Source organism: Breoghania sp. L-A4, assembly GCF_003432385.1.
GTDB lineage: Bacteria > Pseudomonadota > Alphaproteobacteria > Rhizobiales > Stappiaceae > Breoghania.
Map to the genome: position 1 here is coordinate 483,919 of NZ_CP031841.1, position 21,094 is coordinate 505,012.

Genomic DNA, 21,094 nt, shown 5'->3' on the forward strand with positions numbered 1-21,094 from the left:
GCGAACGGAGGGATCGTAAGGCCTGCGGCGTCTGAGCAAAATAACACATAATTGAAACCACTCTGTGCAATAATGCACGGATGATGGACAAGTGGGACGATCTGAAATTCGTACTCGCGGTGGCCCGCGCCGGCGGGTTGTCGGGGGCGGCGCGGACGCTCGGCGTCAACCATTCCACCGTGTCGCGGCGGATATCCGCTCTGGAAGCGTCTCTGGGCACGCGGCTGTTCGAGCGCCTGCCGGAGGGATTGGCCGCGACGCCGGCGGGCACGGAAGCCATGGAGGCCGCCAAGCGGATCGAGAGCGAATTCCTGGCGCTCGACACCCGCATCACCGCGCAGGACGCGGACCTCGAAGGGCCGCTGCGGATCACCGCGGCGCAGCTCATCTTCCAGACCGGTCTGGCCGAGGTCGTCGCCCGATTCGCCGAACGCCATCCCGGCATCGAGCTGACGATGATCGCCGCCAACGACATCATCAGTTTGCAGCGGCGGGAGGCGGATGTGGCGGTGCGCATCACCGACCGGCCGGACGAGAGCCTGTTCGGCCGTCTGGCGACGGGCCAGAACCGGATGTTTTACGCCTCCAGGGCCTTCGTGCGGGCGCACGAGGAGGCGTTCTCGAAAAACGCCGATCCGGCGAAAATCGCCTGCGTGGCCTTCAAGTGGTGGGGCAAGGCGCCGCCCAGGGAGATCCGCGAGCGTTTCCCCAACGCCTACACGTCGGTGGACTGCGACGACATGATCACGCTGCACGCCGCCACCCGCGCGGGCCTCGGCATCGGCCGCATGCCGTGTTATCTCGGCGATCCCGACCCGGCGCTTGTCCGCGTTCCCGGCTTCGAGCCGTCGCGCTATTTCGACATCTGGATCCTGACCCACCCGGATCTGAAGCATGTGGAGCGCATCCGTCGCTTCATGCGGTTCACCGCCGACGCCTTCAAGGCAAACGCGGGGCTGTATCTCGGGTCGCAATGATCGCGTCAAGTAGATGCCGCTTGTTACGCAGGGGTGGCGGCCAGGACTAGGCTACGTATTAGTACATATAACGTGGAGTGACCATTAATCCAAAATTATTATGCCTGTGAAAAGTTACCAATACTGGGCGCCTTGCAAGCGGCGCCCCGCAGGCGGAGAGCCGATGCCGAAACGTGATCAGACACCCGCGAACGCACACGATCCGGACATGTCTGACAAGATCAGGCAGGCCCAGGCGACGTCACTTGTCGACGGCGCGGCGCTGACGCTGATCGCCAACTGTTTTATCGGGCTGACGACGGCGGGCATTCTGTGGCTGGAGTCTCCCGGGCGCGACGTCGGCACCTGGATCGCGGTGCTGCTGCTGGTCAACGGACTGCGGCTCGCCTTCGCGGCCCGCGCGCGGCGCGAGGCGCTGGCCCTGCGCGAGCCCGAGCGGACCTTTCGCACGATGACGGGCGGCGCCTTCATTGGCGGCAGCCTGTGGGCGATGGTGCCGTTTCTGGGCAACGGCATCTCCGGCGACGGCGGCAACGCCTTTCTGATCTTCATCCTGGGCGGCATTTCCGCCGGCGCCATCATTCAGAGCCCGACGTATTTCCGCGCGGCGGTCGCCTTCATGGTGCCGGCGCTGCTGTCTTCGATATTGGCGCTGCTTCTCGCGGGCAGCATGGTCAGCGTCATCGTGGCCGTCAACGTCGTGCTGCTGATGGTGATGATGATCCGCGCCAGCATCTCTTCCGAGCGGCACTTTATCGCCAGCCAGGTCGATCGCATCGAGGCGCATGCGCTTGCCCGGTCGCTGGCGTTGGCCAACTCCGAGATCCGTCAGTCCAATACACGGCTCGAGGTGCTGGCCACTGTCGATCCGCTGACCGGACTGGGCAACCGCGCGGCCTTCAACCGCGAGCTTCCCCGCGCCATTGCGGCGGCGCGCGCCAATGGCGCGGCCGTGGTGCTTCTGGTCTGCGATCTGGATCGCTTCAAGTCCATCAACGACACGCTCGGGCACACCGCCGGCGACACGGTCCTCGTCGCCTTCGCGCGGCGCCTCTCCGGCCTCGCCGGCCCGGATGATCTGGTTGCGCGGCTGGGCGGCGACGAGTTCTGCGTTGTGCTGAAGGGTGAGGACGCGGCGCGACGGGCAAGCGGCATCGGCGACGCCATCCTGAAGGCGGCCGGCGAGCCGATCGACCTCGGCGACCGCCCGGTCACCATCGGCTGCAGCGTCGGGCTGGCGCATATGCCCGACCACGCAACGCAACCGGACGCGCTGTTCGCCTGCGCGGACATCGCGCTCTATGCCGCCAAGGATCAGGGCCGCCGCCGGCTGTGCGTGTTCAATCCCGAGATCCGGCGCAGGCTGGAGCGCCAGAAGCAGATCGAGCTGGCGTTCGCCGCCGCGCTTGAGGACGGGCGGATCGCGGTTCACTTCCAGCCGCAGTTCACGCTCGCCAGCAAGGCGATTGTCGGCTTCGAGGCGCTGATCCGCTGGAGCGACCCGGACATCGGGCCGGTCTCGCCGCAGGAAATCGTGCGCACCGCCGAAATGCTGTACATGTCGGAGCACCTGACGCGCCATGTGGCGAAACAGGCCGCCGCCTTCAGCCTGCGGTTGCCGGAGATGGGCCTGCCGGAGGCCTGCGTGGCGATCAACGTGTCGCCGTCGGAGATCACCACCTATTCGTTGTCCGCCTTGCTGGCCGAGGTGGTTGCGGCCTGTGGCGCGAATCCCGAACGCATCGAGGTGGAGATCACCGAGGAGGCGCTGCTGGACACCGAGACCGCCGGCGCGGAGCTCGCGGCGCTGCAGGCCGCCGGCTTCCGGATCGTCATCGACGATTTCGGCGTCGGACACTCCTCGCTGGCCTATCTGATGACCCTGCCGGTCGCCCGGCTGAAGATCGACCGCAGCTTTGTTGCGGACATCGCGCGGAACCGCAAGAACCAGGCGCTCATCGCCGCCCTCGTCGGCATGGGCCAGGCGCTGTCCATCGAGGTCGTCGTCGAGGGGGTGGAGACGGAGGGGCAGTCGGACGCGCTGCGCATGCTCGGCTGCCGCACAGCCCAGGGCTACCTGCTGGCGCGCGCCATGCCGGCCGAAGCCATCGAGGCCTGGCTCGCCAAGACACCGGACCGGCGCGCCGCGCTGTCATAGGGACCCGCGTCTCCTCGCCAACCCTGCCGCAGAGGCGATTTGACACCGCATGAGTGATTACTCATAATTCTGTTATGGAAGCGAAACGCCGCTCGCTGAAGGAACTTCGCTGGGTCGGCTCCAGCTACGACGACTACATGACGTTCCCGCAGCAGGTGCACGACAGGGTCGGTTATTCTCTGCACCGGGCGCAGGAAGGCAAGGTGCCGCGGCATTCGAAAAAGCTGAAGGGCGCGCAAGGCGGAGCCATCGAGATCATCGCGAACCATGACGGCGACACGTTTCGCGCGGTCTACACCGTAAACTTCGCTGACGTTCTCTATGTCCTGCACGCGTTCAAGAAGAAATCCAGGAAGGGCATCGCCACGCCCAAACCGGATTTGGATCTGATCACGCGGCGGCTGCGGCTGGCGCAAGAGGATTACGCGAACAACCCACCAAAACGGGCGCCGGAAGCATGAGCCAGGACCAGATCAAGGCGGGCGGCCGCAATGTTTTTGCGGAGATGGGATATCCCGACGCGGAAACCCACCAGCTCAAGGCGCGCATCGTCAGCGAGATCGAGGACATCATCGAAGCCCGCAAGCTGACCCAGAAGGCCGCCGGCGCGCTCATGGGTATTTCCCAACCGGAAGTCTCGCGGATGCTGAACGGCCAGTTTCGCGAATACTCCGTCGAGCGCCTGCTCAGGTTCCTGACCCTGTTCAACCGCGATGTCGAGATTGTCGTCAGGCACCGGGATGCGGGCACGGGCACGGGGAAGGTGACGTTTACCCGGACAGAGGGGTGGCTGGCTGAGGCTGCGTGCAAAACTGAAACATAGTCTGGAAAAGATGCGTGCCGTCTTGCAAAAATACGACGCGACCAAGATCGAGGCTCTAAAGCGCCGGTGAGCGACACCGAATAACAAGATGACACTATGGTCGCCAACCGAAAGTCAGCGCCTTGATTGCCCCCGCATGCATCAGCGTGAACGGGATCTGGACAATCCAGGGAAGCGTCATGATGATCACCGCCACCCTGCGAAAAACAGGTGCTGGAAATTGCTCCAAGAATGCCCCAAGGATCGCAGACGGCGTTATGATTACGGCCCATGTTGCGAGGGTCATGCCGACCTCAGCTACAAAGACCTTATCGGTGCTTCCGTATGCCAAGGCATCCGTCATGCCGAAGACCGCCCAAGCCAAAACCGCGAAGTTACTCCAAGCAACCAACAGAATTCCGATCGGCCAAAGCAAGCGACCCGCGGACGTGAAACCAAGGGGCGTGCTCGACGACGCAATGCCTTGATCGCCCGAACGCATTGACCGGGCAATCCAGAGCAACGCCGAAAGAGGAACGATGAGCACCGCCGCAAGCTGGACCACTGCGCGGATACGCTCCTCGATACCCATCGAGACGATATGAAAGGCGTAGCCACCCGTGCCATAACCAAGGATCGGGATGGCAAGCGCAATAAGCCATGTCGTTATCATGAGGCCACGGCCGGTCAGCTTCTTCATTGTCATCGCAAGCGCCACAACGACGATGACCGGCCAAATGGTCACAAAAAGACCCGCCGAACCTTGAAAAGATACATGGCGAAATGCGGAATAGAAAAAAATGGAGAGATACTCGAGCAACATCTTCGACATCCGAAAACAGATTTCTGCCAACTTCCAAGCGCGATCGGCAAATCGACTACCACACAACGTACCGCCCCGACCATTGAAACCGGCGATTTATTGACTGCCAGCTGCAACTTGGCGGCTCCCGCTGACCGTGCGAATCGTTCTATGTTTGTTTCATGGTCACATCGTTCAATGATCCGCTGTTTCAGCTCTCCGGCCGTTGGGTCACGCTTGGCGAGGTGACGCTTGTCGCCGGTGTCTGCGGACTGTTGCTGCTGGTGGTGCTGTTTGTCCTGCTCTTGCGGCTGTCGCGCGGCCGCGCCGCGACGCAAGCCGCGGCGGAGGCGCACGCGCGCGAGCTGGAAGCTCAGCTCGGCGCCATGCTGAAAACCCAGGCGGAGATGACGGGCCGCATGCAGACCATGGCCGAGGTGTTTTCCACCCGTCAGTCCGACATGATGCGCGGCGTCAATGAACGGCTCGACGGCATGGGCCACAAACTCGGCCAGACCATGGCCACGACCACCCAGAACACCCAGGAGGGCCTGCGCACCCTGCATGAGCGGCTTGTGGTGATCGACCGGGCGCAGAAGAACATCACGGATTTGTCCGGACAGGTTGTCGAGCTGCAGCATATCCTGTCCAACAAGCAGACCCGCGGGGCCTTCGGCCAGGGCCGCATGGAGGCGATCGTCCAGGACGCGCTGCCAAACGGCGCCTATGCGTTCCAGGCGGCGCTGACCAACAACAGCCGACCGGACTGCATCATCCACATGCCGGGCGACGCGCATCCGCTGGTGATCGACGCGAAATTCCCGCTGGAGGCCTTCAACCGCATCCGCGACGCGCAAGACGCCGAGGACAGGAAGATCGCGCAGACCCAGTTCCGCCGCGACATCGCCAAGCACGTCGCCGATATCCGCGAGCGCTACCTGATCGCCGGCGAGACCCAGGACACGGCGTTCATGTTCGTGCCGTCGGAATCGATCTTCGCCGAGCTGCATGAGAATTTCGATGATCTGGTGCAGAAGGCCCACCGCGCCCGAATCGTCATCGTCTCGCCGTCGCTGCTGATGCTGTCGATCCAGGTGATCCAGTCGATCCTCAAGGATGCGCGCATGCGCGAACTCGCCCATGTCGTCCAGGAAGAGGTGCGCACCATGCTCGGCGACGTCGACCGGCTGGACGAGCGCGTGCTGAAACTGCAGCAGCACTTTGGCCAGGCCAACAAGGACATCGAGCAGATCCTGATCTCGTCGGGCAAAATCTCCAAGCGCGGCCAGCGCATCGAGGCGCTCGAGCTGGGCGAGGAGACCGGCGACGCGGCGGACCACGGGGAGAGCCTCGACGGCTCTTCCGACGATGAGGTCATGCGCGCGCCGCTGCTGCCCCTCAGCAGGGGATCGTAGCCCTCACGCCGGACGCCCGGACGGGATCGCCGCGCCCGTCCCGCGCTTCAGCGCATCAGCAGGACAGGCACCTTGCAGGTGCGGATCATGTCGGACGTGGTCGAGCCGATGATCAGGCTGCGGATGCGGGAGTGCCCGTAGGCGCCCATGACGAGCAGATCGAAGCCCTGCTCCTCGACCAGACGGCCCAGCGTGGCTTCGGGCTTGCCGGTCTCGATGACGATCTCCGCGTCGAAACCGCCCGCCGCCAGGGTCGCCCTGGCGTTCTCGAGGCTCTTGCGGACGTCGGGGGTTTCCACACCCGAAAACGCCAGGGTGACGGGCAACCCTTCCAGCAGCCTGGTCCGCGCCAGAAAATCCACGGCTCTCAGCGCGGAGTGTCCGCCGTCAAATGCGATCAGCACCTTGGTGATCGGCTTGAACTCGCGGTTGGCGACAAACACCGGCTTGTGGCTCGATCGCACGACCCGTTCCAGGTTCGACCCCAGATGCAGCCTGGCGAAGTCCGCGGCTTCGCCGCGCTTGCCGATCACGATCATGTCGCCGGTGTCTTCCTTGGCGAGCAGCGTCTCGACGAGATCGCCCTGCCGCAGCCGGGTCTCGACCCGGACGCTGTCGCTGGCGACGATCGCCCGCGCGTCCTCGAGGATCGCGCGGCCCTGGGCCTGGGCGAGCTTGGCGCGCTTGGCGTCGAGTTCGCTGAGCTCCGCGAGCAGATGAGACCGGGCGCCGAGCTGGATGGCGCCGCTCAGGTCCTGCTGGTCGACGCCCTCGCGCCGCCCGATCACGTGATAGATCTTCACCATCGCCCCGACCCGGGTCGCGATCCAGGCGGCGTAGTGGCAGACGCTGGTGGAATATGTCGAACCATCCACCAAGGCAATCAACGTTCCCGTGGTCATTCTTGACTCCCTAGTGCCCCATCAGCGTGTCCATGGCGCCGGGCTTGTCGTGAATTGCAAGCCTGTCGACGATGGTTTCCGACGCCTCGTTCATGCCGATGATGTCGACCTCTGCGCCTTCGCGGCGGAACTTCAGCACCGCCATGTCGAGCGCCGCGACCGACGAGATATCCCAGATGTGCGCCCGTCCGACGTCGATGGTGACCTTTTCCGGCGCTTCCTTGAAATCGAACGCCTTCATGAAGTCCTCCGCCGAGGCGAAGAACAATTGCCCCTCGACCCGGTAGGTCCGGTGGCGTCCGTCCGGGGTGATCGTCGTCGTCACGCGGAAGATCTGCGAGATCTTCCAGGCGAAGAACAGCCCCGACAGCAGCACGCCGACGAGCACGCCGATCGCCAGGTTGTGGGTGTAGACGACGAAGAAGACCGTCGCCAGCATGACGATGGACGAGGATCTGGGGTGGTCCTTCAGGTTCTTGATCGAGCTCCAGGAGAACGTCCCGATGGAGACCATGATCATGATCGACACCAGGGCCGCCATGGGGATCCGGCCCACCAGGTCGCCGAGAACGACGACCATGAACAGCAGGAAGGCGCCGGCCGCGAAGGTGGACAGCCGCCCGCGCCCGCCGGTCTTCACGTTGATCATCGACTGGCCGATCATCGCGCAGCCGGCCATGCCGCCGATGAAGCCGGTCGCCATGTTGGCGATCCCCTGGCCGACGCATTCCTGGTTGCGGTCTGAGGACGTGTCGGTGAGATCGTCCACGATCTGCTGGGTCATCAGGCTTTCCAGAAGGCCGACCACCGCGACGGCGAGCGCATAGGGGAAGATGATCCGCAGCGTCTCGAAGGTCAGCGGAATGTCCGGGATCAGGAAGACCGGCAGCGTGTCCGGAAGTTCGCCCATGTCACCGACGGTGCGCACGTCCCAGCCGAACAGCAGCGTCAGGCCGGTCAGCACGATGATGGTCACCAGCGGCGAGGGGATGACCTTTGTGACGCGCGGGAACAGGTAGATGATCGCCAGTCCGGCGGCGACGAGCGCGAAGGTCAGCGGCGGCACGCGCGTGGGATCCAGTTCCGGAACCTGGGCCAGAAAGATCAGGATCGCCAGCGCGTTGACGAAGCCGGTGATTACCGACCGGGACACGAAGCGCATCACCGAGCCGAGTTTCAGAAAACCCGCGCCGACCTGCAGCATGCCGGCCAGCACCGTGGCGGCGAGCAGGTATTGCAGCCCGTGGTCCTTGACCAGCGTGACCATCAGAACGGCGGTCGCGGCGGTGGCCGCGGAAATCATGCCCGGACGGCCCCCGGTGATGGCGATGATCACGGCGATGGAGAAGGAGGCGTAAAGCCCGATCTTCGGATCGACGCCGGCGATGATGGAGAAGGCGATCGCCTCCGGGATCAGGGCGAGCGCCACGACGAGACCCGACAGCAGATCGGCGCGGATGTTGCCCGTCCATTGATTCTTGTAGTGCGAGAAGGAAATCATAAACAGCCCAAAGTCCTGTCGTCCCGGCGGGGATCCGCCGCGGTTGTTCAGAATGAATGTCTTGGGTTGTCCGGCGGATCGGCGGCCGGAAGAGCCACCCGGGATCTCACCCGGGTCCATGTGATGGGCGGTTCATAGCCTGTTGCCCTTTGAAAGCCAAGCCGCGGACGGCGATTTCGGCCCTGCCCCGGCGCGTTTCGCCTAGGCGTTGCCGATCAGCACGCCGGCGGCGAACACCAGCGACCCGCCCAGCACCACCTGGAACGCGGCGCGCAGGAAGGGCGTCTCCATGTAGCGGTTCTGGATCCAGGCGATGGCCCACAATTCGACAAAGACGATGATCGCGGCGACGCTGGTGGCCGTCCAGAAGTCCGGAATCAGATAGGGCAGCGCGTGGCCCAGCCCGCCCACAGCGGTCATGATGCCGGAGGCGAGCCCGCGCTTGAGCGGCGAGCCGCGGCCCGACAGCTTGCCGTCGTCATGCGCGGCCTCGGTGAAGCCCATGGAGATGCCCGCGCCGATGGCGGCCGACAGGCCGACGAGGAACGTCTGCCAGGTGTCCTGGGTGGCGAAGGCGGCGGCGAAGATCGGCGCCAGCGTCGACACCGATCCGTCCATCAGCCCGGCAAGCCCCGGCTGCACATAGGTGAGAATGAACTGGCGCCGCTCGTCTGAGCGTTCCTGGGCGCGTACGTCTTGCGGCGCGTGGGTCTCGCCCAGCCGCCGGGCCAGCGAGCCGTGCGCCTTTTCCGCCCGCGCCAGATCGCCCAGCAGCGTGCGGGTGGAGGCGTCGGAGGTCTGCTGCGCGGCCTCGAGATAGAAGCGGTAGGCCTGATCCTCCATCTGCTCGGCCATCGGACGCACCTTGTCGAGCCCCAGCGGGCGGACCAGCCAATCGGGCTTGCGCTCGTAGTAGCCGCGCACGTGCTCGCGCCTGATCAGCGGAATCGTCTCGCCGAAGCGCTTGCGGTGCTGTTCGATCAGCCGGCGGCGGTGGGCGTCTTCCTCCTCCGCCATGCCGTCAAAGATTTTCGCCGATTGCGGGTAATCCGCCCGCAAACCGTCCGCGTAGGCGCGGTAGATGCGCGCGTCGTCCTCCTCGGAGGATATCGCCAGCGCCAGGATTTCCTGTTCCGACAGGCTTGAGAAGGGCCGGCGGCCGACGCGAAAGATGCGGCTCAGCATGATGCGATCCCGTTTGGAATTATTCTAAACTGTTTCAGTCATAGCAAACCCGCCCGCGCCTTGCCAAGCCGTATCACCGCCTGCGGCGGCAGGCCGCAGCGACTCCGGCACGCGATGACGACCGGGCGCGCGCGCCCCTTGCCAAGGCGAACGCGCCCTTGTTTATATTCGGGCCGGGGAATCGTGGCATTGATCGGGGGCAATCGTGACGTCGCTTGCGAAATTCATCTTCATCGGGCTCGCGGTGCTGCAGGCGGTCATGGCTTCGGCATCCGTCGCGCGCGCGGAAACGCTGACCTGGCAGATCCGCAGCGAGCATCCGAAGGTCGTCAGCCTGGAGTTCTATTCGCAGGGGCGCAGCGTCTCCTGGCCCGGCGACGGGCAGGTCTATGTCATCAAGGACTATGACACCCACACCTACCGGCTGTCGTGCCGGCCGGGTGAACAGATCTGCTACGGCGCCTGGGTGCGCAACCGCAAGCGCAGCTACTGGGGCGTGGGCGCCAACAACCGCAACCGCTGCCGCAGTTGTTGCTACACCTGCGACGGCGGCGAGACGCAGGTGATCGTGCTCAATCCTTGAGCCGCCCCCGGTTACCGCAAGATCGCCGCATGATCCTCTTGCCAGCCGCTGAGAAGCGCTGTCTAGATCGCTTCGGCGATCATGCCGCACGACGACTGGGGGTTGTCATGAAAGTTCTGAAAACGCTTGGCTTTATGGCGCTGGTGGCAGGGCCGGCTGTCACGATGTCCGCCGGCGCGGCACCGGCCGAAACGCTGACATGGACCATCACGAGCCAGCATCCGAACACCATCGAGCTGGAGTTCTACTCGCAGAGCCGCAAGCATGTCTGGCCGGGCAAGGGCAAGGTCTACGTCATCGACGATTACGACGAGCATACCTACACGCTCAAATGCGACGCGGGCGAGGACATTTGCTACGGCGCCTGGGTCAAGAACGAAAGCAGCACCTATTGGGGCTCGGGCAAGGGCGACAAGGAAGGCTGCGAGGAATGCTGTTACACCTGTGACGGCGGCCAGAGCGAGGCGATCGAGCTGGTGAAGTAGTCGAGGCTGGCGGCGGTCGCCGCCAGCATTCCGCCCTGGCGCCGCCCGCGCTTGGCTCTTCTGCGGACTTGCGCTTGGGCAGGAATTCGCCAATGGTCCCGCGGAATCCCCGGCCAAGGCGCCGGGCCACGATTTTCCGCAGACGGAATGCCGCCATGTCCAACGATATCTACGCGCACACCACGGCCCTGGGCCGTCCCGTCGAGATCCCGACCGATCCCGAGACCGCGCCGCTCGACCGGGTTCCCAATCCGCAGGCCGACGTGGATTTCGTCACCCGTTTTGTGTGCCCCGAATTCACCTCGCTGTGCCCGGTCACCGGCCAGCCGGATTTCGCCCATCTGGTCATCGACTACGTGCCGGACCAGTGGCTGGTGGAATCCAAATCGCTGAAACTCTATCTCACCAGCTACCGCAACCACGGCGCGTTTCACGAGGACTGCACGGTGAAGATCGGCCGCCGCATCGTCGAGCTGCTCGAGCCCCGCTGGCTGCGCATCGGCGGCTACTGGTACCCGCGCGGCGGCATCCCCATCGACGTGTTCTGGCAGTCGGGCGAAGCCCCCAAGAGCGTCTGGATCCCCGACCAGGGCGTGCCCCCCTATCGCGGCCGGGGCTGACTCACCGCCCCATCAGCAATCCGATAATGCTGGCGACGATCAGCACACAGCCCAGCACCTCCCAGCGGTTGCTCTTCTCGCGGAAAATGAACCAGGCGGCGGCGAAGGTGAAGATCAGTTCCACCTGCGCCAGCATGCGCACATAGGCCACCTTCTGCAGCGTCATGGCGGTGAACCAGCCGGCCGACCCCAGCACGCCGACCAGCCCGACCCACACGGCCGTCCGCCAGTGCTCGATGCTGGCGATGAGCTGTTCGGGCTCGTACTTGCGCATCCACAGCAGCATGGCCGCGGTCTGGAACACGGTGACGAAGCCCAGCGTGTAGGCCGCCTGCATGACGAAGTTCGGCCCGCCCAGCGACAGCGAGGCATAGCGGTAGCACACCGCCGAGATGCCGAAGCAGGCGGCGGACGCCAGGCCGATGAGCGCCGGGCGGCCGGTCAGCGAGGTGACCAGCGCGCGCATGGTCAGCGGCGTGCGCGCCATCGAAATGGTGATCACGCCGATGACCCCGATGAGGATCGCGCCGACGGCGGGCAGGGTTACGGTCTCGCCCAGCAGCACAAGCCCGAAAATCGCCGCCTGCACGGGTTCGGTCTTGGAATAGGCCGTGCCGACCGCGAAGTTGCGGTAGGAAAACAGGTGCACCAGCAGGAAGGTGGCGAAGATCTGCGCCAGACCGCCGGCCATGCCGGCGAGCGCGAAGGGAATGTTGGACTCGGGCAGCGGATAGCCCGCGCCGAAATGCAGCGCCGCCACATAGAGGCTGGCAAACGGAAAGCCGTAGCCGAAGCGCACGAAGGTGGCGCCCGTGGTGCCGAGCTTGCCCTTGAGATGCTTTTGCAGCGCCGAGCGCAGGTTCTGGCAGAACGCCGCGGCGATGGTGATCGGGATCCACAGTTCCATGAAAGGTCTCGTGAGGGAGGCGCGGAAAGAGGCTTTCTGTATCAGGCGGCACGCCGCCGCGATAGGCCCGCCGCACGCGAGGCCGGCGGATCCATGCGATGCGGTCTGACGCGGATCGGCAGCATATGCCGCGGATGCGGCGCTTGCGGCTTGTGGCCCGGACTGCCGTCTTGACTTCGCGCGCGGGGCGGGTTTTCTCCGCGCGACCATTTCACAGACCGCGTTTGCCGGAGCACCCATGAGCACCACCGACCTCGCCAGGCTCGAGACCATCATCGACGCCGCGTTTGATGATCGCGCCAACATCGACACGACCACCACCGGCGAGATCCGCGACAGCGTGGGCGCGGCGCTCGACATGCTCGACAAGGGCATTGCGCGCGTGGCCGAGAAGCGCGACGGCACCTGGGTCGTCAACCAGTGGCTGAAGAAGGCCGTGCTGCTGTCGTTCCGTCTCAATCCGATGGAGGTCATCAAGGGCGGCCCGGGCGACGCCGTGTGGTGGGACAAGGTGCCGTCGAAATTCGACGGCTGGGGCGCCTCCGAATTCGAGGCCGCCGCCTTCCGCGCCGTGCCCAACTGCACCGTGCGCCGCTCCGCCTATATCGCGCCGGGCGTCGTCGTGATGCCGTCGTTCATCAATCTTGGCGCCTATGTGGGCGAGAACACGATGGTCGACACCTGGGCGACCGTCGGCTCCTGCGCGCAGATCGGCCGCGACGTGCACCTGTCGGGCGGCGTCGGCATCGGCGGCGTGCTGGAGCCGCTGCAGGCGGGTCCCGTGATCATCGAGGACAACTGCTTCATCGGCGCGCGCTCGGAAGTCGTCGAGGGCGTGATCGTCGGCGAGGGCTCCGTGCTGTCGATGGGCGTGTTCATCTCCGCCTCCACCAAGATCATCGACCGCGCCACCGGCGAGATCCATATCGGCAAGGTGCCGCCCTATTCGGTCGTGGTGCCGGGCACGATTGCGGGCAAGCCGCTGCCGGACGGCACGCCGGGGCCGGGGCTTTATTGCGCGGTCATCGTCAAGCGGGTGGACGCGCAGACGCGCTCGAAGACCTCGATCAACGATCTGCTGCGCGACTGATCACCGCCGCAAGCCGGATGTTTAAGGCCGTGTCCCGTTGGGACGCGGCCTTTTTTCGTGCGCCGCCTAAATTTCCGCGGAGGTGCGCAGGATATCGGCGAAGCGGTCGGACAGGGCGGCGAGCGAGGCGCGGTGCAGGTCCGCGGCCGCAATGGGGCCGTTGTGCGGGGTGGGCAGCGCGCGGGTGGCGCAGGCGCTCCCGATCACGGCCGAGGAGAATCCCAGATCCAGCGCCGCGCGCACGGTGGAGGAGACGCACATGTGCGTCATGAAGCCGGCGACGACAATGCGGCGGATGCCGAGCGCTTCCAGGCGGGCGGCGAGATCGGTACCAGCGAAGGCGTTGGGCAGGCTCTTGTCGATGACGGCCTCGCCGTCGCGCGGCACGGCCTCGTCGCAGAAGGCTCCGCCGGGGCCGTCGAGGTCAAACAGTCCGCCCGGCGCGCCTGCATGACGCACATGGATCACCGGCAGGCCCATCGCGCTGGCGCGCGCCCGCAGCCGGCTGATTTCGGCAAGCGCCGGGGTGACCCCGTGCAGCGGCAGCGCGCCGATGGTGTATTCGCGCTGCGCGTCGATCAGCACGACGGCGGCTTCGCCGGCGCCGGGATGCTGCCAGGCGGGCGCGCCGGCCATGGCGCGCAGGGTTTTGGGGGCATCGGGCATGCGGCGATCTCCAGTTACAAGACCAGCAACCGCTGGTACACGAGATCCGATTGTCTCGGCGCGCAGCATAGTCCTGCGAATTCGCAGTCAAAACACCTCGCAATCGCCGTCCAGACCTGCGAAAATGCAGGTATGTTGAGTTGGGACGATCACCATCTGGTGCTGCTGCTGGCGCAGCGCGGCACGCTGGCCGCCGCCGCCCGTCATCTCGGCGTCAACGAGACCACCATCGCCCGCCGGCTGGCGGCATTGGAGGCCTCGGTTGGGGCGACGCTGTTCCGCCGCGCGGACCGCAAACTCGTTCCCAATGCCTCGGGCCGGGCGATCGTCGCGGCGGCGGAGGCCATGGAACGCGCGCTGGAGGCGGTGTCGGGGAGCGGAGAGGCGTCCGGCGCCACGGTGCGGGTGAGCGCGGTTCTGGCGGTGATCGAGCGGCTGATCGCCCCGGCCCTGCCGGATTTCGCCGCCCGCCATCCGGGCATCGTGCTGGAACTGGTCGGCTCCAACGACGTCGCGAGTCTCGCGCGGCGCGAGGCGGATATTTCCATCCGCCTGGCACGGCCCGAGCGCGGCAAGCTGGTGGCGCGCCGCATCGGCATGATCCAGTTTCGCCTTGCCGGCCGCCTTGACGGCGGGGCGCCGGGGTATCTCGCCTATGACCGCGATCTCGATGGCCTGCCGGAAATCCGCGCCCTGGCCGGGCGCTTCGACGGTCCGCCGCTGGCGCGCATCGGCACGTTGACGGGCCTGCGCGCGGCGGTGGAGGCGGGCCTGGGGGCGGCCATGCTGCCGGACTGGATGATTCGCGCCGCGCCCTTGCTGCATGTGATCGATGAGACGGTGCGCGCCGAACGCCCGGTGTGGCTGGTGGTGCATGAGGATCTCAAGGACCGCCCATCCGTGCGCGCGGCGTTCGACTGGCTGGGGGAAACGGTGGCGAACGCTTGCGGGCAGGCGGCTTGACGCCGCAGCCGCGCTGCGACAGGTTTGGCGCGCATCGCAAATCCGCCCGCGATCACAACGGCGCGAACGCGCGCGGGCATCCGCGCAAGCCGGGTGCCCAGGGAAACGAGTCGCATGACGGTGGAACAGCTATTGACGACGGCGCGCGGACGCATCGGCCGGCGCGACTACTGGAAGGCGCTGGCGATCGTGACGCTGATGGTCGCGGTCAGCGCCACCGCGTTCCGCCTGCACGACGGCACGCTTTGCGCGATGGACGCGACCGGCATCACCGGAACAGCCTATTTCGCGGCGCTGGGAATAACCATTCTCGTGGTTGGCTGGATGGGCTATGCCTATGTCGCCAAACGGCTGCACGACGTGGGTCTGTCCGGTCTGCTGGCGCTGGCCGTCGTGGCGCCCTATGTGGCGGCGCCGGTGGTCACCCGGCTGGTGTTCTGTCCGATCGCCGCCATGTCGCTCGAGGGCGCGCTGGGCGCGCTGGCGGCGCTGACGCCGTTGCTGGCGCTGGGCGGTCTGGCGCTGCTGGCCGCCATGCTGCAGCTCTATCTCGGGGTGCAACGCGGCGTGCGCGGTCCCAACCGCTATGGGCCGGATCCGCTGGCGCGGGAGGGCGAAAGCGCCCCGATGCGGGCCCGGCGGCACCGCCGCGCGCAGCCGCGCCGCGGCCGCGGCCCGTGCCTGCGTCAGAAAACGCCCTTGAGTCCGGGCCGGACGCGCAATAGGTATCACGCGAGCATGTTTTGCGACGCGTGCCGGTCCGCCGGACCGCGTTGCACCGTGACCCGACTTTCTTTGTCATTCCAGCAAGGCCGAACAGCACATGCCACCGCGCTCCCCCTCGTCCGACGCCAGCATCGGCGAACTCGCCTGGGTGTTTTTCAGCCCGCGCGGACGCATTTCCCGCGAGCCCTACTGGCTGGGGCTGGGTGTGGTCTTCTTCTTGCTGGCGACCATCGCCAGCGTCATGGTGCGCACGGCGGTGATCGAGACCGGCCCGGATGGCGACATGGTGCTGCGCATGGACGAGCAAGGCACGCTGCTCGAGATCCTCGCCTTCGGACTGCAGTGGGTGATGATCGCGCTGGTCGCCAAGCGCTGTCACGACCGCGGCCTGACGGGCTTTCTCAGCCTGCTGACCATGCTGCCGCTGATCTCCATCCCCTTTGTCATCTTCATGGGCATCGGCGCTGGCCAGCCCGGCCCCAACCGCTACGGCCCTGCGCCCAACAGCCGCCCGCCGCGCCGCGGTCCAAGCGGCCCTTCCGATCGTCCCGACTAGACGCGCCGCGCGGCTCCCAGCCGAGCGGATGACGCCGCAACCGACACATGGCACAGCATGACTCGTGACACCGACCTCAGCCCGCCCGTGCGCATCGCCCGCGATCTCGTCCGCTGTCCCAGCGTGACGCCGGCGGAAGGCGGCGCGCTGGCGCATCTGGAGGCCCTGCTGGCGCAGGCCGGCTTCGCCGTGCACCGGGTGGTGTTTTCCGAACCCGGCACGCCGGATGTGGAAAACCTTTTCGCCAAGTTCGGTTCCGGTCATCCGCATGTGGCCTTCGCCGGGCACACCGACGTGGTGCCGGCGGGAGACCCGGCGAGCTGGAGCCACGAACCGTTCGCCGGCGAGATCATCGACGGCGTGCTCTACGGGCGCGGCACGGTGGACATGAAGGGCGGGGTCGCCGCTTTCGCCGCCGCGGCAATCGACTTCGCCAGGACCGCGGGCGACGCATTTTCCGGCGCGATCTCGTTTCTGATCACCGGCGACGAGGAAGGCCCGGCGGTCAACGGCACCGTCAAGCTGATGCAATGGTGCGCCGAGCGCGGCGAGGTCTTCGACGCCTGCATCGTCGGCGAGCCGACCAATCCGGAGGCGCTGGGCGACGCCATCAAGGTGGGGCGGCGCGGATCGCTGTCGGGCACGCTCACGGTCACCGGCGTGCAGGGCCACGTGGCCTATCCGCATCTGGCGAAGAATCCGGTGCCGGGCATGCTGAGCCTGCTGGGCGCGCTCGAGGCGCTGCACCTGGACGACGGCAATGACCGCTTCGAACCATCCAACCTGGAAATCGTCAGCGTGGATGTGGGCAATCCGGCCTTCAACGTGACGCCGGAGCGCATCGAGGCACGCTTCAACATCCGCTTCAACGACGTCTGGACGCGCGAGACGCTGATGCACCGGCTGCGCGAAACACTGGCCGCGGCCGCCGCCAGCCTCGGCGATCTCGACTATGAGCTGGCCTTCAGGGCGGACGGCAGCGACAGTTTCCTGACCAGCGACGCGGAGCTGATCGCGGCGCTGAGCGACGCGGTGGAGGCGGAGACCGGGCGCCGGCCGGCGTTGTCCACCGGCGGCGGCACATCGGACGCGCGGTTCATCAAGGATTATTGCCCGGTGGTGGAATTCGGTCTGGTGGGCAAGACCATGCACAAGGTCGACGAATGCGTCGAGATCAAGGATCTCGACCGGCTCGCGGCGATCTACGCGCGCTATCTGGCGCGCGTCTTCGCCGCCTGATCCGCGCGGCAATGCGGCGTCCGGCTCGGGGATTGAATCCGGCATCGGGGATTGAAGGAGTGCGGCATGATCCCGAGTGTTGAGGAAACCCGCCGGTCGCTGGCCGCGTCGTGGGACCTGTTCAAGGGGCGGCCGCACGCGATGCGCGGCTTCGACGTGTCCATCGAGGGGTTCTGGCGCTCGTTTGGCGTCATCGTGCTGCTCATCGTGCCCTACGCCGTCACCGTGATCGCCGAGCAGCGCATCATCGCCGAGGAAGTGATTCTCCTCGAGGGCACGTTCTCGGAGCGCGCCTACGTGCTGGCCAAGGCCATCGGCTTCGTGCTCGATTGGATCTGCTACCCGGTCATCATGGCGCTGCTGGCGCGGCCGCTGGCGATCTCGCACCGTTATGTGGGCTACATCGTCGCGCGCAACTGGACCAGCGCGATTGCCATCCTGCCCTACATGGTGCCGGCGCTGCTGTACAATTTCGGCATGATCAACGCCGGCCTGACGATGGTCCTGACGCTGATCGCCGTGGGCTTCGTGCTGCGCTACCGCTATGTCGTCGCCCGCGCGGCGCTCAATGCCACCGTGAGCCTCGCCATCGGTCTCGTGGTGCTCGACACGCTGCTGAGCTTCCTGATCGGCACGGCGGTGAATCGCGCGATCGGGATCTGACGCCGAAGCTGCGGTCGCCGGGGAAGGATTGGTCAGCGGTTTCGACCAACCCTTTGGGCGGGATGAATTTTCCCGATTATCGGCGAGGCCCGTCTCGGCCATATCCGCGATATGCCCTTCGCCAACCCTCTTGATCCTCGACAAAATTCATCTCCGCAGAATGGTTCCATTTAACAAGGAAACGCTCCAGGCCACACTCCATGACCGGTAATTTTCTTGCGCGGCCGCGGCGGGTCATGTCATTGTGACGCCAGGGAACATTCGGGGCGTTTCCCGAGGGAACGAGATTGTCTTGGCAAGGCACAATCGCTTCGGATGGCATGTGTTGTTCAGACACAGGAGCTTTTCGATGCGTGGAACGGTCGCCGGAATTTTATTTGCCTGTGCCCTCGTTGGGCCGAGCGTCGCGGCGGATCCGAGCAGGGGTACGCCAAGCTACTATAGCCCCGCGCCCGTTTACACCTGGACGGGGCTCTATGCCGGCGGCCACATCGGTTATGGCCGCGCAAATTTTTCAAACGACATTCCCGCCAGCGCAGGTCCCACCGGCTATTCCGGCAGCGTGATCGGCGGCGCGCAGCTTGGTTACAATCATCAGTTCAGCGGCAACTGGGTCGTTGGCGCAGAAGCCGATTTCTCGCTGCTCGACATCAAGGGCAGCGCCGCCCCCGGAAGTTTCACGGAAGACTGGATGGCGACAGCGCGGTTGCGGGCCGGTTACGCCTTCAGCCGCTACCTTGCCTATGCCACCGCAGGTATTGCCTTCACTCATGCCGTTGCGAAGCGCACGGGCTTTGGCAGTGGCGACAGCATCATCACCGGCTTTACCGCCGGCGCCGGGCTTGAGGGCAAGATCAACGAGCGCTGGTCTGCGAGACTGGAATATCTCTATGTCGGCGTGCCGAAGGAGACGATCAACGCCGGCGGCGTGAACGTGGTGGGCGGATCCAACAACCATATCGCCCGTTTTGGGATCAACTATCATTTCTAATCCGGCAAACGGAAAGTAAGCTCATGAAACCGCATCTTATTTTCACGCTCGCATCGCTGGGTCTGCTGCTCGCCGGCTGTGTCGGTGGCGGCTTTGGCTGACACCGCCTGATCGGCCATTTCCCGAGCCGCGCTGCCCTCAATAATCCACGCGCGTCAGATACAGCCCATCGGGCGGGGCGACGGGGCCGCACGCCGTGCGGTCGGCGGCGGCCAGCGCCTCCGCCAGATCCCGCGCCGTCCATTTGCCTTCGCCCACCATCTTCAGCGAGCCGACCATCGAGCGCACCTGATTGTGCAGGAACGAGCGCGCGGTACAGATCAAGTGGATCTCGTCGCGATCCGGGCCGGGGCTGGCGCGGATGACGGAAAAGGAGTCGAGCGTTTTCACCGGACTGTTCGCCTGGCACTGGGTGGCGCGGAAGGTGGTGAAATCGTGCGTGCCGAGAAACACCTGCGCGGCGGCGTGCATGGCGTCGGGATCCAGCCGGCGAGGGACGTGCCAGGCGTGGTTCTTCTCCAGCGCCAGCGGCGCGCGGCGGTCAATGAGCCTGTAGAGATAGTGGCGCGCGGTGGCGGAGAAGCGGGCGTCGAAACCCTCGCCGACGGCTTGCGCCGAGAGGATGGCCACCCGGTGGGCCCTGAGATGCGCGTTGAGCGCATCGCGCACGGTGTCGGCTTTCCAGTCGCGCGCGAGATCCACATGCGCCACCTGGCCGGTGGCGTGCACGCCCGCGTCCGTCCGCCCCGCGCCGCGAATGCGCACGTCCTGGCCGGTGAAGCCGGTGATCGCTTCCTCGATCACCTGCTGCACGCCCATGCCGTTTTCCTGGCGCTGCCAGCCGACAAAATGGGTGCCGTCGTATTCGATGATAAGCTTGTAACGAGGCACCGTGGGCCGTGTCCGTGCAGTGTGTCTGGGAAAAGCCGAGCGCTATTCCTCGGCGCTGGAAAACGCCGTGAACGGCCAGCGCAGCACCATATACAGCAAGGCCAGCACCGACGACACCGCGAAAATCTCCGGAAATGCCTCGGCCAGCACGAACTGGTTGCCGCCGGCGCTCTTCACCGCGTCCCAGATGAAGTCGACGCGGCCGCCGATGGCGTCGAACATGCCGCCGAACAGTCCCGCATCCGCGTCCGGCCCGATGGCGAAGTCGGCCAATGCCGTGAAGGCCGCAAGAATGCTGGCGCATTCCGCCGTGATCATCTGCAAGGTGGTGTCGATGAAGGGACCGGCTTCGAACTGCGCGGAGATCACCCGATAGCTTTCCCAGGCCTTGGTGGCCGACAGGACGACGATGAAGGTGATGAGAAACACCATTGGCACGACGATGCGCTGGACCAGTTCAGACGCCTCGCGCAGCGCGCCGAAGGTGGTCAGCGCCAGAACGAGCGGCACCAGCATCAGGATGAAGAATTCGACCATGTGCGGCAGCAGGAAGCCGGGAAAGGCCTCCGGCACATAGGCGGTCTGGCCCCAGTAGCCGTTCTGCAGGATCACGCCGGAGAGCACCGAGCCGAGAAACACCAGCACGCTGAGCGACAAAGCCGCGGTGAGCGCGAACGTGATGGTGCGGCCCTGGTCGTGCACGCGCTTGAGCAGCGGGATGTTGCAGATGAGGAACGCCGTGACGATCCCGGCCGTGAGCCCGGCCAGGAAAACCAGAATCAGCGGTGCGGCGATCAGCAGCCCCATGCGGTATTCGACGTTCGCCATTCTGTGAGGCTACCTGAAGGCGAATACCCGGCAAGGTGGGGTTGATATCGCTTTGATTTCAAAAGGTTAAATCTTGTTTCCCGGGACTGAAGCGCGGGATTGCGGACTTTGGCGGCAAATCGAATCATTTGCGGGTCCGTTTGA

Annotated in this window: 23 protein-coding genes and 1 other annotated feature; of the genes, 14 read left to right on the forward strand and 9 right to left on the reverse strand. The window is 65.6% G+C overall.

From position 1 onward, the window contains the following. Positions 1-80: 80 nt before the first annotated feature. The 4 genes from D1F64_RS02300 (at position 81) to D1F64_RS02315 (ending at position 3,958) form a co-directional block, all read left to right on the forward strand. On the forward strand, positions 81-977 hold the full coding sequence (locus D1F64_RS02300) for a LysR family transcriptional regulator (protein WP_205470619.1): 897 nt from the start codon (positions 81-83) through the stop codon (positions 975-977). 208 nt (positions 978-1,185) lie between these two features. After that, positions 1,186-3,135, forward strand: a complete 1,950-nt coding sequence (locus tag D1F64_RS02305) for an EAL domain-containing protein (protein ID WP_162901230.1) — start codon at positions 1,186-1,188, stop codon at positions 3,133-3,135. Positions 3,136-3,209: 74 nt separating this feature from the next. Next, positions 3,210-3,596, forward strand: a complete 387-nt coding sequence (locus D1F64_RS02310; protein WP_117411102.1) for a type II toxin-antitoxin system RelE/ParE family toxin — start codon at positions 3,210-3,212, stop codon at positions 3,594-3,596. Beyond that, positions 3,593-3,958 carry a helix-turn-helix transcriptional regulator gene (locus tag D1F64_RS02315; protein ID WP_117411103.1) on the forward strand — a complete coding sequence of 122 codons (366 nt, stop codon included), beginning with the start codon at positions 3,593-3,595 and terminating at the stop codon, positions 3,956-3,958. The genes D1F64_RS02310 and D1F64_RS02315 overlap by 4 nt, the downstream gene beginning before the upstream one ends. A gap of 94 nt (positions 3,959-4,052) precedes the next feature. On the opposite strand, the gene D1F64_RS02320 is transcribed toward D1F64_RS02315, so the two are convergent. Then, a complete protein-coding gene (locus D1F64_RS02320) occupies positions 4,053-4,760 on the reverse strand; it encodes a hypothetical protein (protein ID WP_162901231.1) in 708 nt (235 codons plus the stop codon). Between the two features lie 161 nt (positions 4,761-4,921). On the opposite strand from D1F64_RS02320, the gene rmuC reads away from it, so the two are divergent. Continuing rightward, positions 4,922-6,154 carry a DNA recombination protein RmuC gene (gene rmuC, locus D1F64_RS02325; RefSeq protein WP_117411105.1) on the forward strand — a complete coding sequence of 411 codons (1,233 nt, stop codon included), beginning with the start codon at positions 4,922-4,924 and terminating at the stop codon, positions 6,152-6,154. Between the two features lie 47 nt (positions 6,155-6,201). Here the strand turns inward: rmuC and D1F64_RS02330 are convergent, their stop codons facing one another. The 3 genes from D1F64_RS02330 to mbfA form a co-directional block, all read right to left on the reverse strand. Then, complete coding sequence (locus D1F64_RS02330; RefSeq protein ID WP_117411106.1) at positions 6,202-7,056, reverse strand: universal stress protein; 855 nt, start codon at positions 7,054-7,056, stop codon at positions 6,202-6,204. Between the two features lie 10 nt (positions 7,057-7,066). Continuing rightward, positions 7,067-8,557, reverse strand: coding sequence for a SulP family inorganic anion transporter (locus tag D1F64_RS02335; RefSeq protein ID WP_117411107.1), 1,491 nt, complete (start codon positions 8,555-8,557; stop codon positions 7,067-7,069). Between the two features lie 64 nt (positions 8,558-8,621). Then, positions 8,622-8,678: a sequence feature (sul1 is cis-regulatory element that is thought to sense ions involved in sulfur or methionine metabolism; They are found in Alphaproteobacteria), on the reverse strand. 80 nt (positions 8,679-8,758) lie between these two features. After that, positions 8,759-9,742 carry an iron exporter MbfA gene (mbfA, locus tag D1F64_RS02340; protein WP_117411108.1) on the reverse strand — a complete coding sequence of 328 codons (984 nt, stop codon included), beginning with the start codon at positions 9,740-9,742 and terminating at the stop codon, positions 8,759-8,761. Between the two features lie 205 nt (positions 9,743-9,947). On the opposite strand from mbfA, the gene D1F64_RS02345 reads away from it, so the two are divergent. From D1F64_RS02345 to queF, 3 genes are all read left to right on the forward strand, one after another. Next, the gene (locus D1F64_RS02345) at positions 9,948-10,325 is read left to right on the forward strand and encodes a hypothetical protein (RefSeq protein ID WP_248304589.1); all 378 of its coding nucleotides are present in this window, start codon (positions 9,948-9,950) and stop codon (positions 10,323-10,325) included. Positions 10,326-10,432: 107 nt separating this feature from the next. Further along, positions 10,433-10,810 carry a hypothetical protein gene (locus D1F64_RS02350; protein ID WP_205470620.1) on the forward strand — a complete coding sequence of 126 codons (378 nt, stop codon included), beginning with the start codon at positions 10,433-10,435 and terminating at the stop codon, positions 10,808-10,810. A gap of 155 nt (positions 10,811-10,965) precedes the next feature. After that, positions 10,966-11,430, forward strand: coding sequence for a preQ(1) synthase (gene queF, locus D1F64_RS02355; RefSeq protein WP_117411109.1), 465 nt, complete (start codon positions 10,966-10,968; stop codon positions 11,428-11,430). Between the two features lies 1 nt (position 11,431). On the opposite strand, the gene D1F64_RS02360 is transcribed toward queF, so the two are convergent. Continuing rightward, complete coding sequence (locus D1F64_RS02360) at positions 11,432-12,337, reverse strand: DMT family transporter (RefSeq protein WP_117411110.1); 906 nt, start codon at positions 12,335-12,337, stop codon at positions 11,432-11,434. Between the two features lie 238 nt (positions 12,338-12,575). Here D1F64_RS02360 and dapD point away from each other — a divergent pair, with 238 nt between their 5' ends. Continuing rightward, on the forward strand, positions 12,576-13,427 hold the full coding sequence (gene dapD, locus D1F64_RS02365) for a 2,3,4,5-tetrahydropyridine-2,6-dicarboxylate N-succinyltransferase (RefSeq protein WP_117411111.1): 852 nt from the start codon (positions 12,576-12,578) through the stop codon (positions 13,425-13,427). Positions 13,428-13,493: 66 nt separating this feature from the next. Here the strand turns inward: dapD and D1F64_RS02370 are convergent, their stop codons facing one another. Next, positions 13,494-14,093 (reverse strand): cysteine hydrolase family protein, encoded by a 600-nt coding sequence (locus D1F64_RS02370; protein ID WP_117411112.1) that lies wholly within the window; start codon positions 14,091-14,093, stop codon positions 13,494-13,496. 132 nt (positions 14,094-14,225) lie between these two features. On the opposite strand from D1F64_RS02370, the gene D1F64_RS02375 reads away from it, so the two are divergent. Then, positions 14,226-15,056, forward strand: coding sequence for a LysR family transcriptional regulator (locus D1F64_RS02375; RefSeq protein ID WP_162901232.1), 831 nt, complete (start codon positions 14,226-14,228; stop codon positions 15,054-15,056). 401 nt (positions 15,057-15,457) lie between these two features. On the opposite strand, the gene D1F64_RS24990 is transcribed toward D1F64_RS02375, so the two are convergent. Continuing rightward, complete coding sequence (locus tag D1F64_RS24990; RefSeq protein ID WP_256372886.1) at positions 15,458-15,592, reverse strand: hypothetical protein; 135 nt, start codon at positions 15,590-15,592, stop codon at positions 15,458-15,460. Positions 15,593-15,879: 287 nt separating this feature from the next. Here D1F64_RS24990 and D1F64_RS02385 point away from each other — a divergent pair, with 287 nt between their 5' ends. The 4 genes from D1F64_RS02385 (at position 15,880) to D1F64_RS02400 (ending at position 19,231) form a co-directional block, all read left to right on the forward strand. Further along, positions 15,880-16,338, forward strand: coding sequence for a DUF805 domain-containing protein (locus D1F64_RS02385; protein ID WP_117411114.1), 459 nt, complete (start codon positions 15,880-15,882; stop codon positions 16,336-16,338). 57 nt (positions 16,339-16,395) lie between these two features. Beyond that, a complete protein-coding gene (dapE, locus tag D1F64_RS02390; protein ID WP_117411115.1) occupies positions 16,396-17,577 on the forward strand; it encodes a succinyl-diaminopimelate desuccinylase in 1,182 nt (393 codons plus the stop codon). Between the two features lie 66 nt (positions 17,578-17,643). Further along, positions 17,644-18,240 carry a hypothetical protein gene (locus tag D1F64_RS02395; RefSeq protein WP_205470621.1) on the forward strand — a complete coding sequence of 199 codons (597 nt, stop codon included), beginning with the start codon at positions 17,644-17,646 and terminating at the stop codon, positions 18,238-18,240. A 349-nt stretch (positions 18,241-18,589) separates the two neighbouring features. Next, positions 18,590-19,231, forward strand: a complete 642-nt coding sequence (locus tag D1F64_RS02400; RefSeq protein ID WP_117411116.1) for an outer membrane beta-barrel protein — start codon at positions 18,590-18,592, stop codon at positions 19,229-19,231. Positions 19,232-19,369: 138 nt separating this feature from the next. On the opposite strand, the gene truA is transcribed toward D1F64_RS02400, so the two are convergent. Further along, the gene (truA, locus tag D1F64_RS02405; RefSeq protein WP_117411117.1) at positions 19,370-20,122 is read right to left on the reverse strand and encodes a tRNA pseudouridine(38-40) synthase TruA; all 753 of its coding nucleotides are present in this window, start codon (positions 20,120-20,122) and stop codon (positions 19,370-19,372) included. A gap of 42 nt (positions 20,123-20,164) precedes the next feature. Further along, complete coding sequence (locus D1F64_RS02410) at positions 20,165-20,950, reverse strand: hypothetical protein (protein ID WP_117411118.1); 786 nt, start codon at positions 20,948-20,950, stop codon at positions 20,165-20,167. Positions 20,951-21,094 lie beyond the last annotated feature (144 nt).

What these genes read in the sequence shown, in the direction of transcription:
- dapD (WP_117411111.1), top strand. Translation starts at nt 12,576, where the DNA reads ATGAGCACCACCGACCTCGCCAGGCTCGAGACCATCATCGACGCCGCG.
- D1F64_RS02395 (WP_205470621.1), top strand. Translation starts at nt 17,644, where the DNA reads ATGATCCCGAGTGTTGAGGAAACCCGCCGGTCGCTGGCCGCGTCGTGG.
- D1F64_RS24990 (WP_256372886.1), bottom strand. Translation starts at nt 15,592, where the DNA reads ATGGCGGCCAGCAGCGCCAGACCGCCCAGCGCCAGCAACGGCGTCAGC.
- D1F64_RS02320 (WP_162901231.1), bottom strand. Translation starts at nt 4,760, where the DNA reads ATGTTGCTCGAGTATCTCTCCATTTTTTTCTATTCCGCATTTCGCCAT.
- D1F64_RS02385 (WP_117411114.1), top strand. Translation starts at nt 15,880, where the DNA reads ATGCCACCGCGCTCCCCCTCGTCCGACGCCAGCATCGGCGAACTCGCC.
- D1F64_RS02375 (WP_162901232.1), top strand. Translation starts at nt 14,226, where the DNA reads ATGTTGAGTTGGGACGATCACCATCTGGTGCTGCTGCTGGCGCAGCGC.
- mbfA (WP_117411108.1), bottom strand. Translation starts at nt 9,742, where the DNA reads ATGCTGAGCCGCATCTTTCGCGTCGGCCGCCGGCCCTTCTCAAGCCTG.
- D1F64_RS02300 (WP_205470619.1), top strand. Translation starts at nt 81, where the DNA reads ATGATGGACAAGTGGGACGATCTGAAATTCGTACTCGCGGTGGCCCGC.
- D1F64_RS02360 (WP_117411110.1), bottom strand. Translation starts at nt 12,337, where the DNA reads ATGGAACTGTGGATCCCGATCACCATCGCCGCGGCGTTCTGCCAGAAC.
- D1F64_RS02315 (WP_117411103.1), top strand. Translation starts at nt 3,593, where the DNA reads ATGAGCCAGGACCAGATCAAGGCGGGCGGCCGCAATGTTTTTGCGGAG.
- queF (WP_117411109.1), top strand. Translation starts at nt 10,966, where the DNA reads ATGTCCAACGATATCTACGCGCACACCACGGCCCTGGGCCGTCCCGTC.
- D1F64_RS02350 (WP_205470620.1), top strand. Translation starts at nt 10,433, where the DNA reads ATGAAAGTTCTGAAAACGCTTGGCTTTATGGCGCTGGTGGCAGGGCCG.
- D1F64_RS02370 (WP_117411112.1), bottom strand. Translation starts at nt 14,093, where the DNA reads ATGCCCGATGCCCCCAAAACCCTGCGCGCCATGGCCGGCGCGCCCGCC.
- D1F64_RS02305 (WP_162901230.1), top strand. Translation starts at nt 1,186, where the DNA reads ATGTCTGACAAGATCAGGCAGGCCCAGGCGACGTCACTTGTCGACGGC.
- D1F64_RS02410 (WP_117411118.1), bottom strand. Translation starts at nt 20,950, where the DNA reads ATGGCGAACGTCGAATACCGCATGGGGCTGCTGATCGCCGCACCGCTG.
- D1F64_RS02330 (WP_117411106.1), bottom strand. Translation starts at nt 7,056, where the DNA reads ATGACCACGGGAACGTTGATTGCCTTGGTGGATGGTTCGACATATTCC.
- D1F64_RS02400 (WP_117411116.1), top strand. Translation starts at nt 18,590, where the DNA reads ATGCGTGGAACGGTCGCCGGAATTTTATTTGCCTGTGCCCTCGTTGGG.
- rmuC (WP_117411105.1), top strand. Translation starts at nt 4,922, where the DNA reads ATGGTCACATCGTTCAATGATCCGCTGTTTCAGCTCTCCGGCCGTTGG.
- dapE (WP_117411115.1), top strand. Translation starts at nt 16,396, where the DNA reads ATGACTCGTGACACCGACCTCAGCCCGCCCGTGCGCATCGCCCGCGAT.
- D1F64_RS02335 (WP_117411107.1), bottom strand. Translation starts at nt 8,557, where the DNA reads ATGATTTCCTTCTCGCACTACAAGAATCAATGGACGGGCAACATCCGC.
- D1F64_RS02310 (WP_117411102.1), top strand. Translation starts at nt 3,210, where the DNA reads ATGGAAGCGAAACGCCGCTCGCTGAAGGAACTTCGCTGGGTCGGCTCC.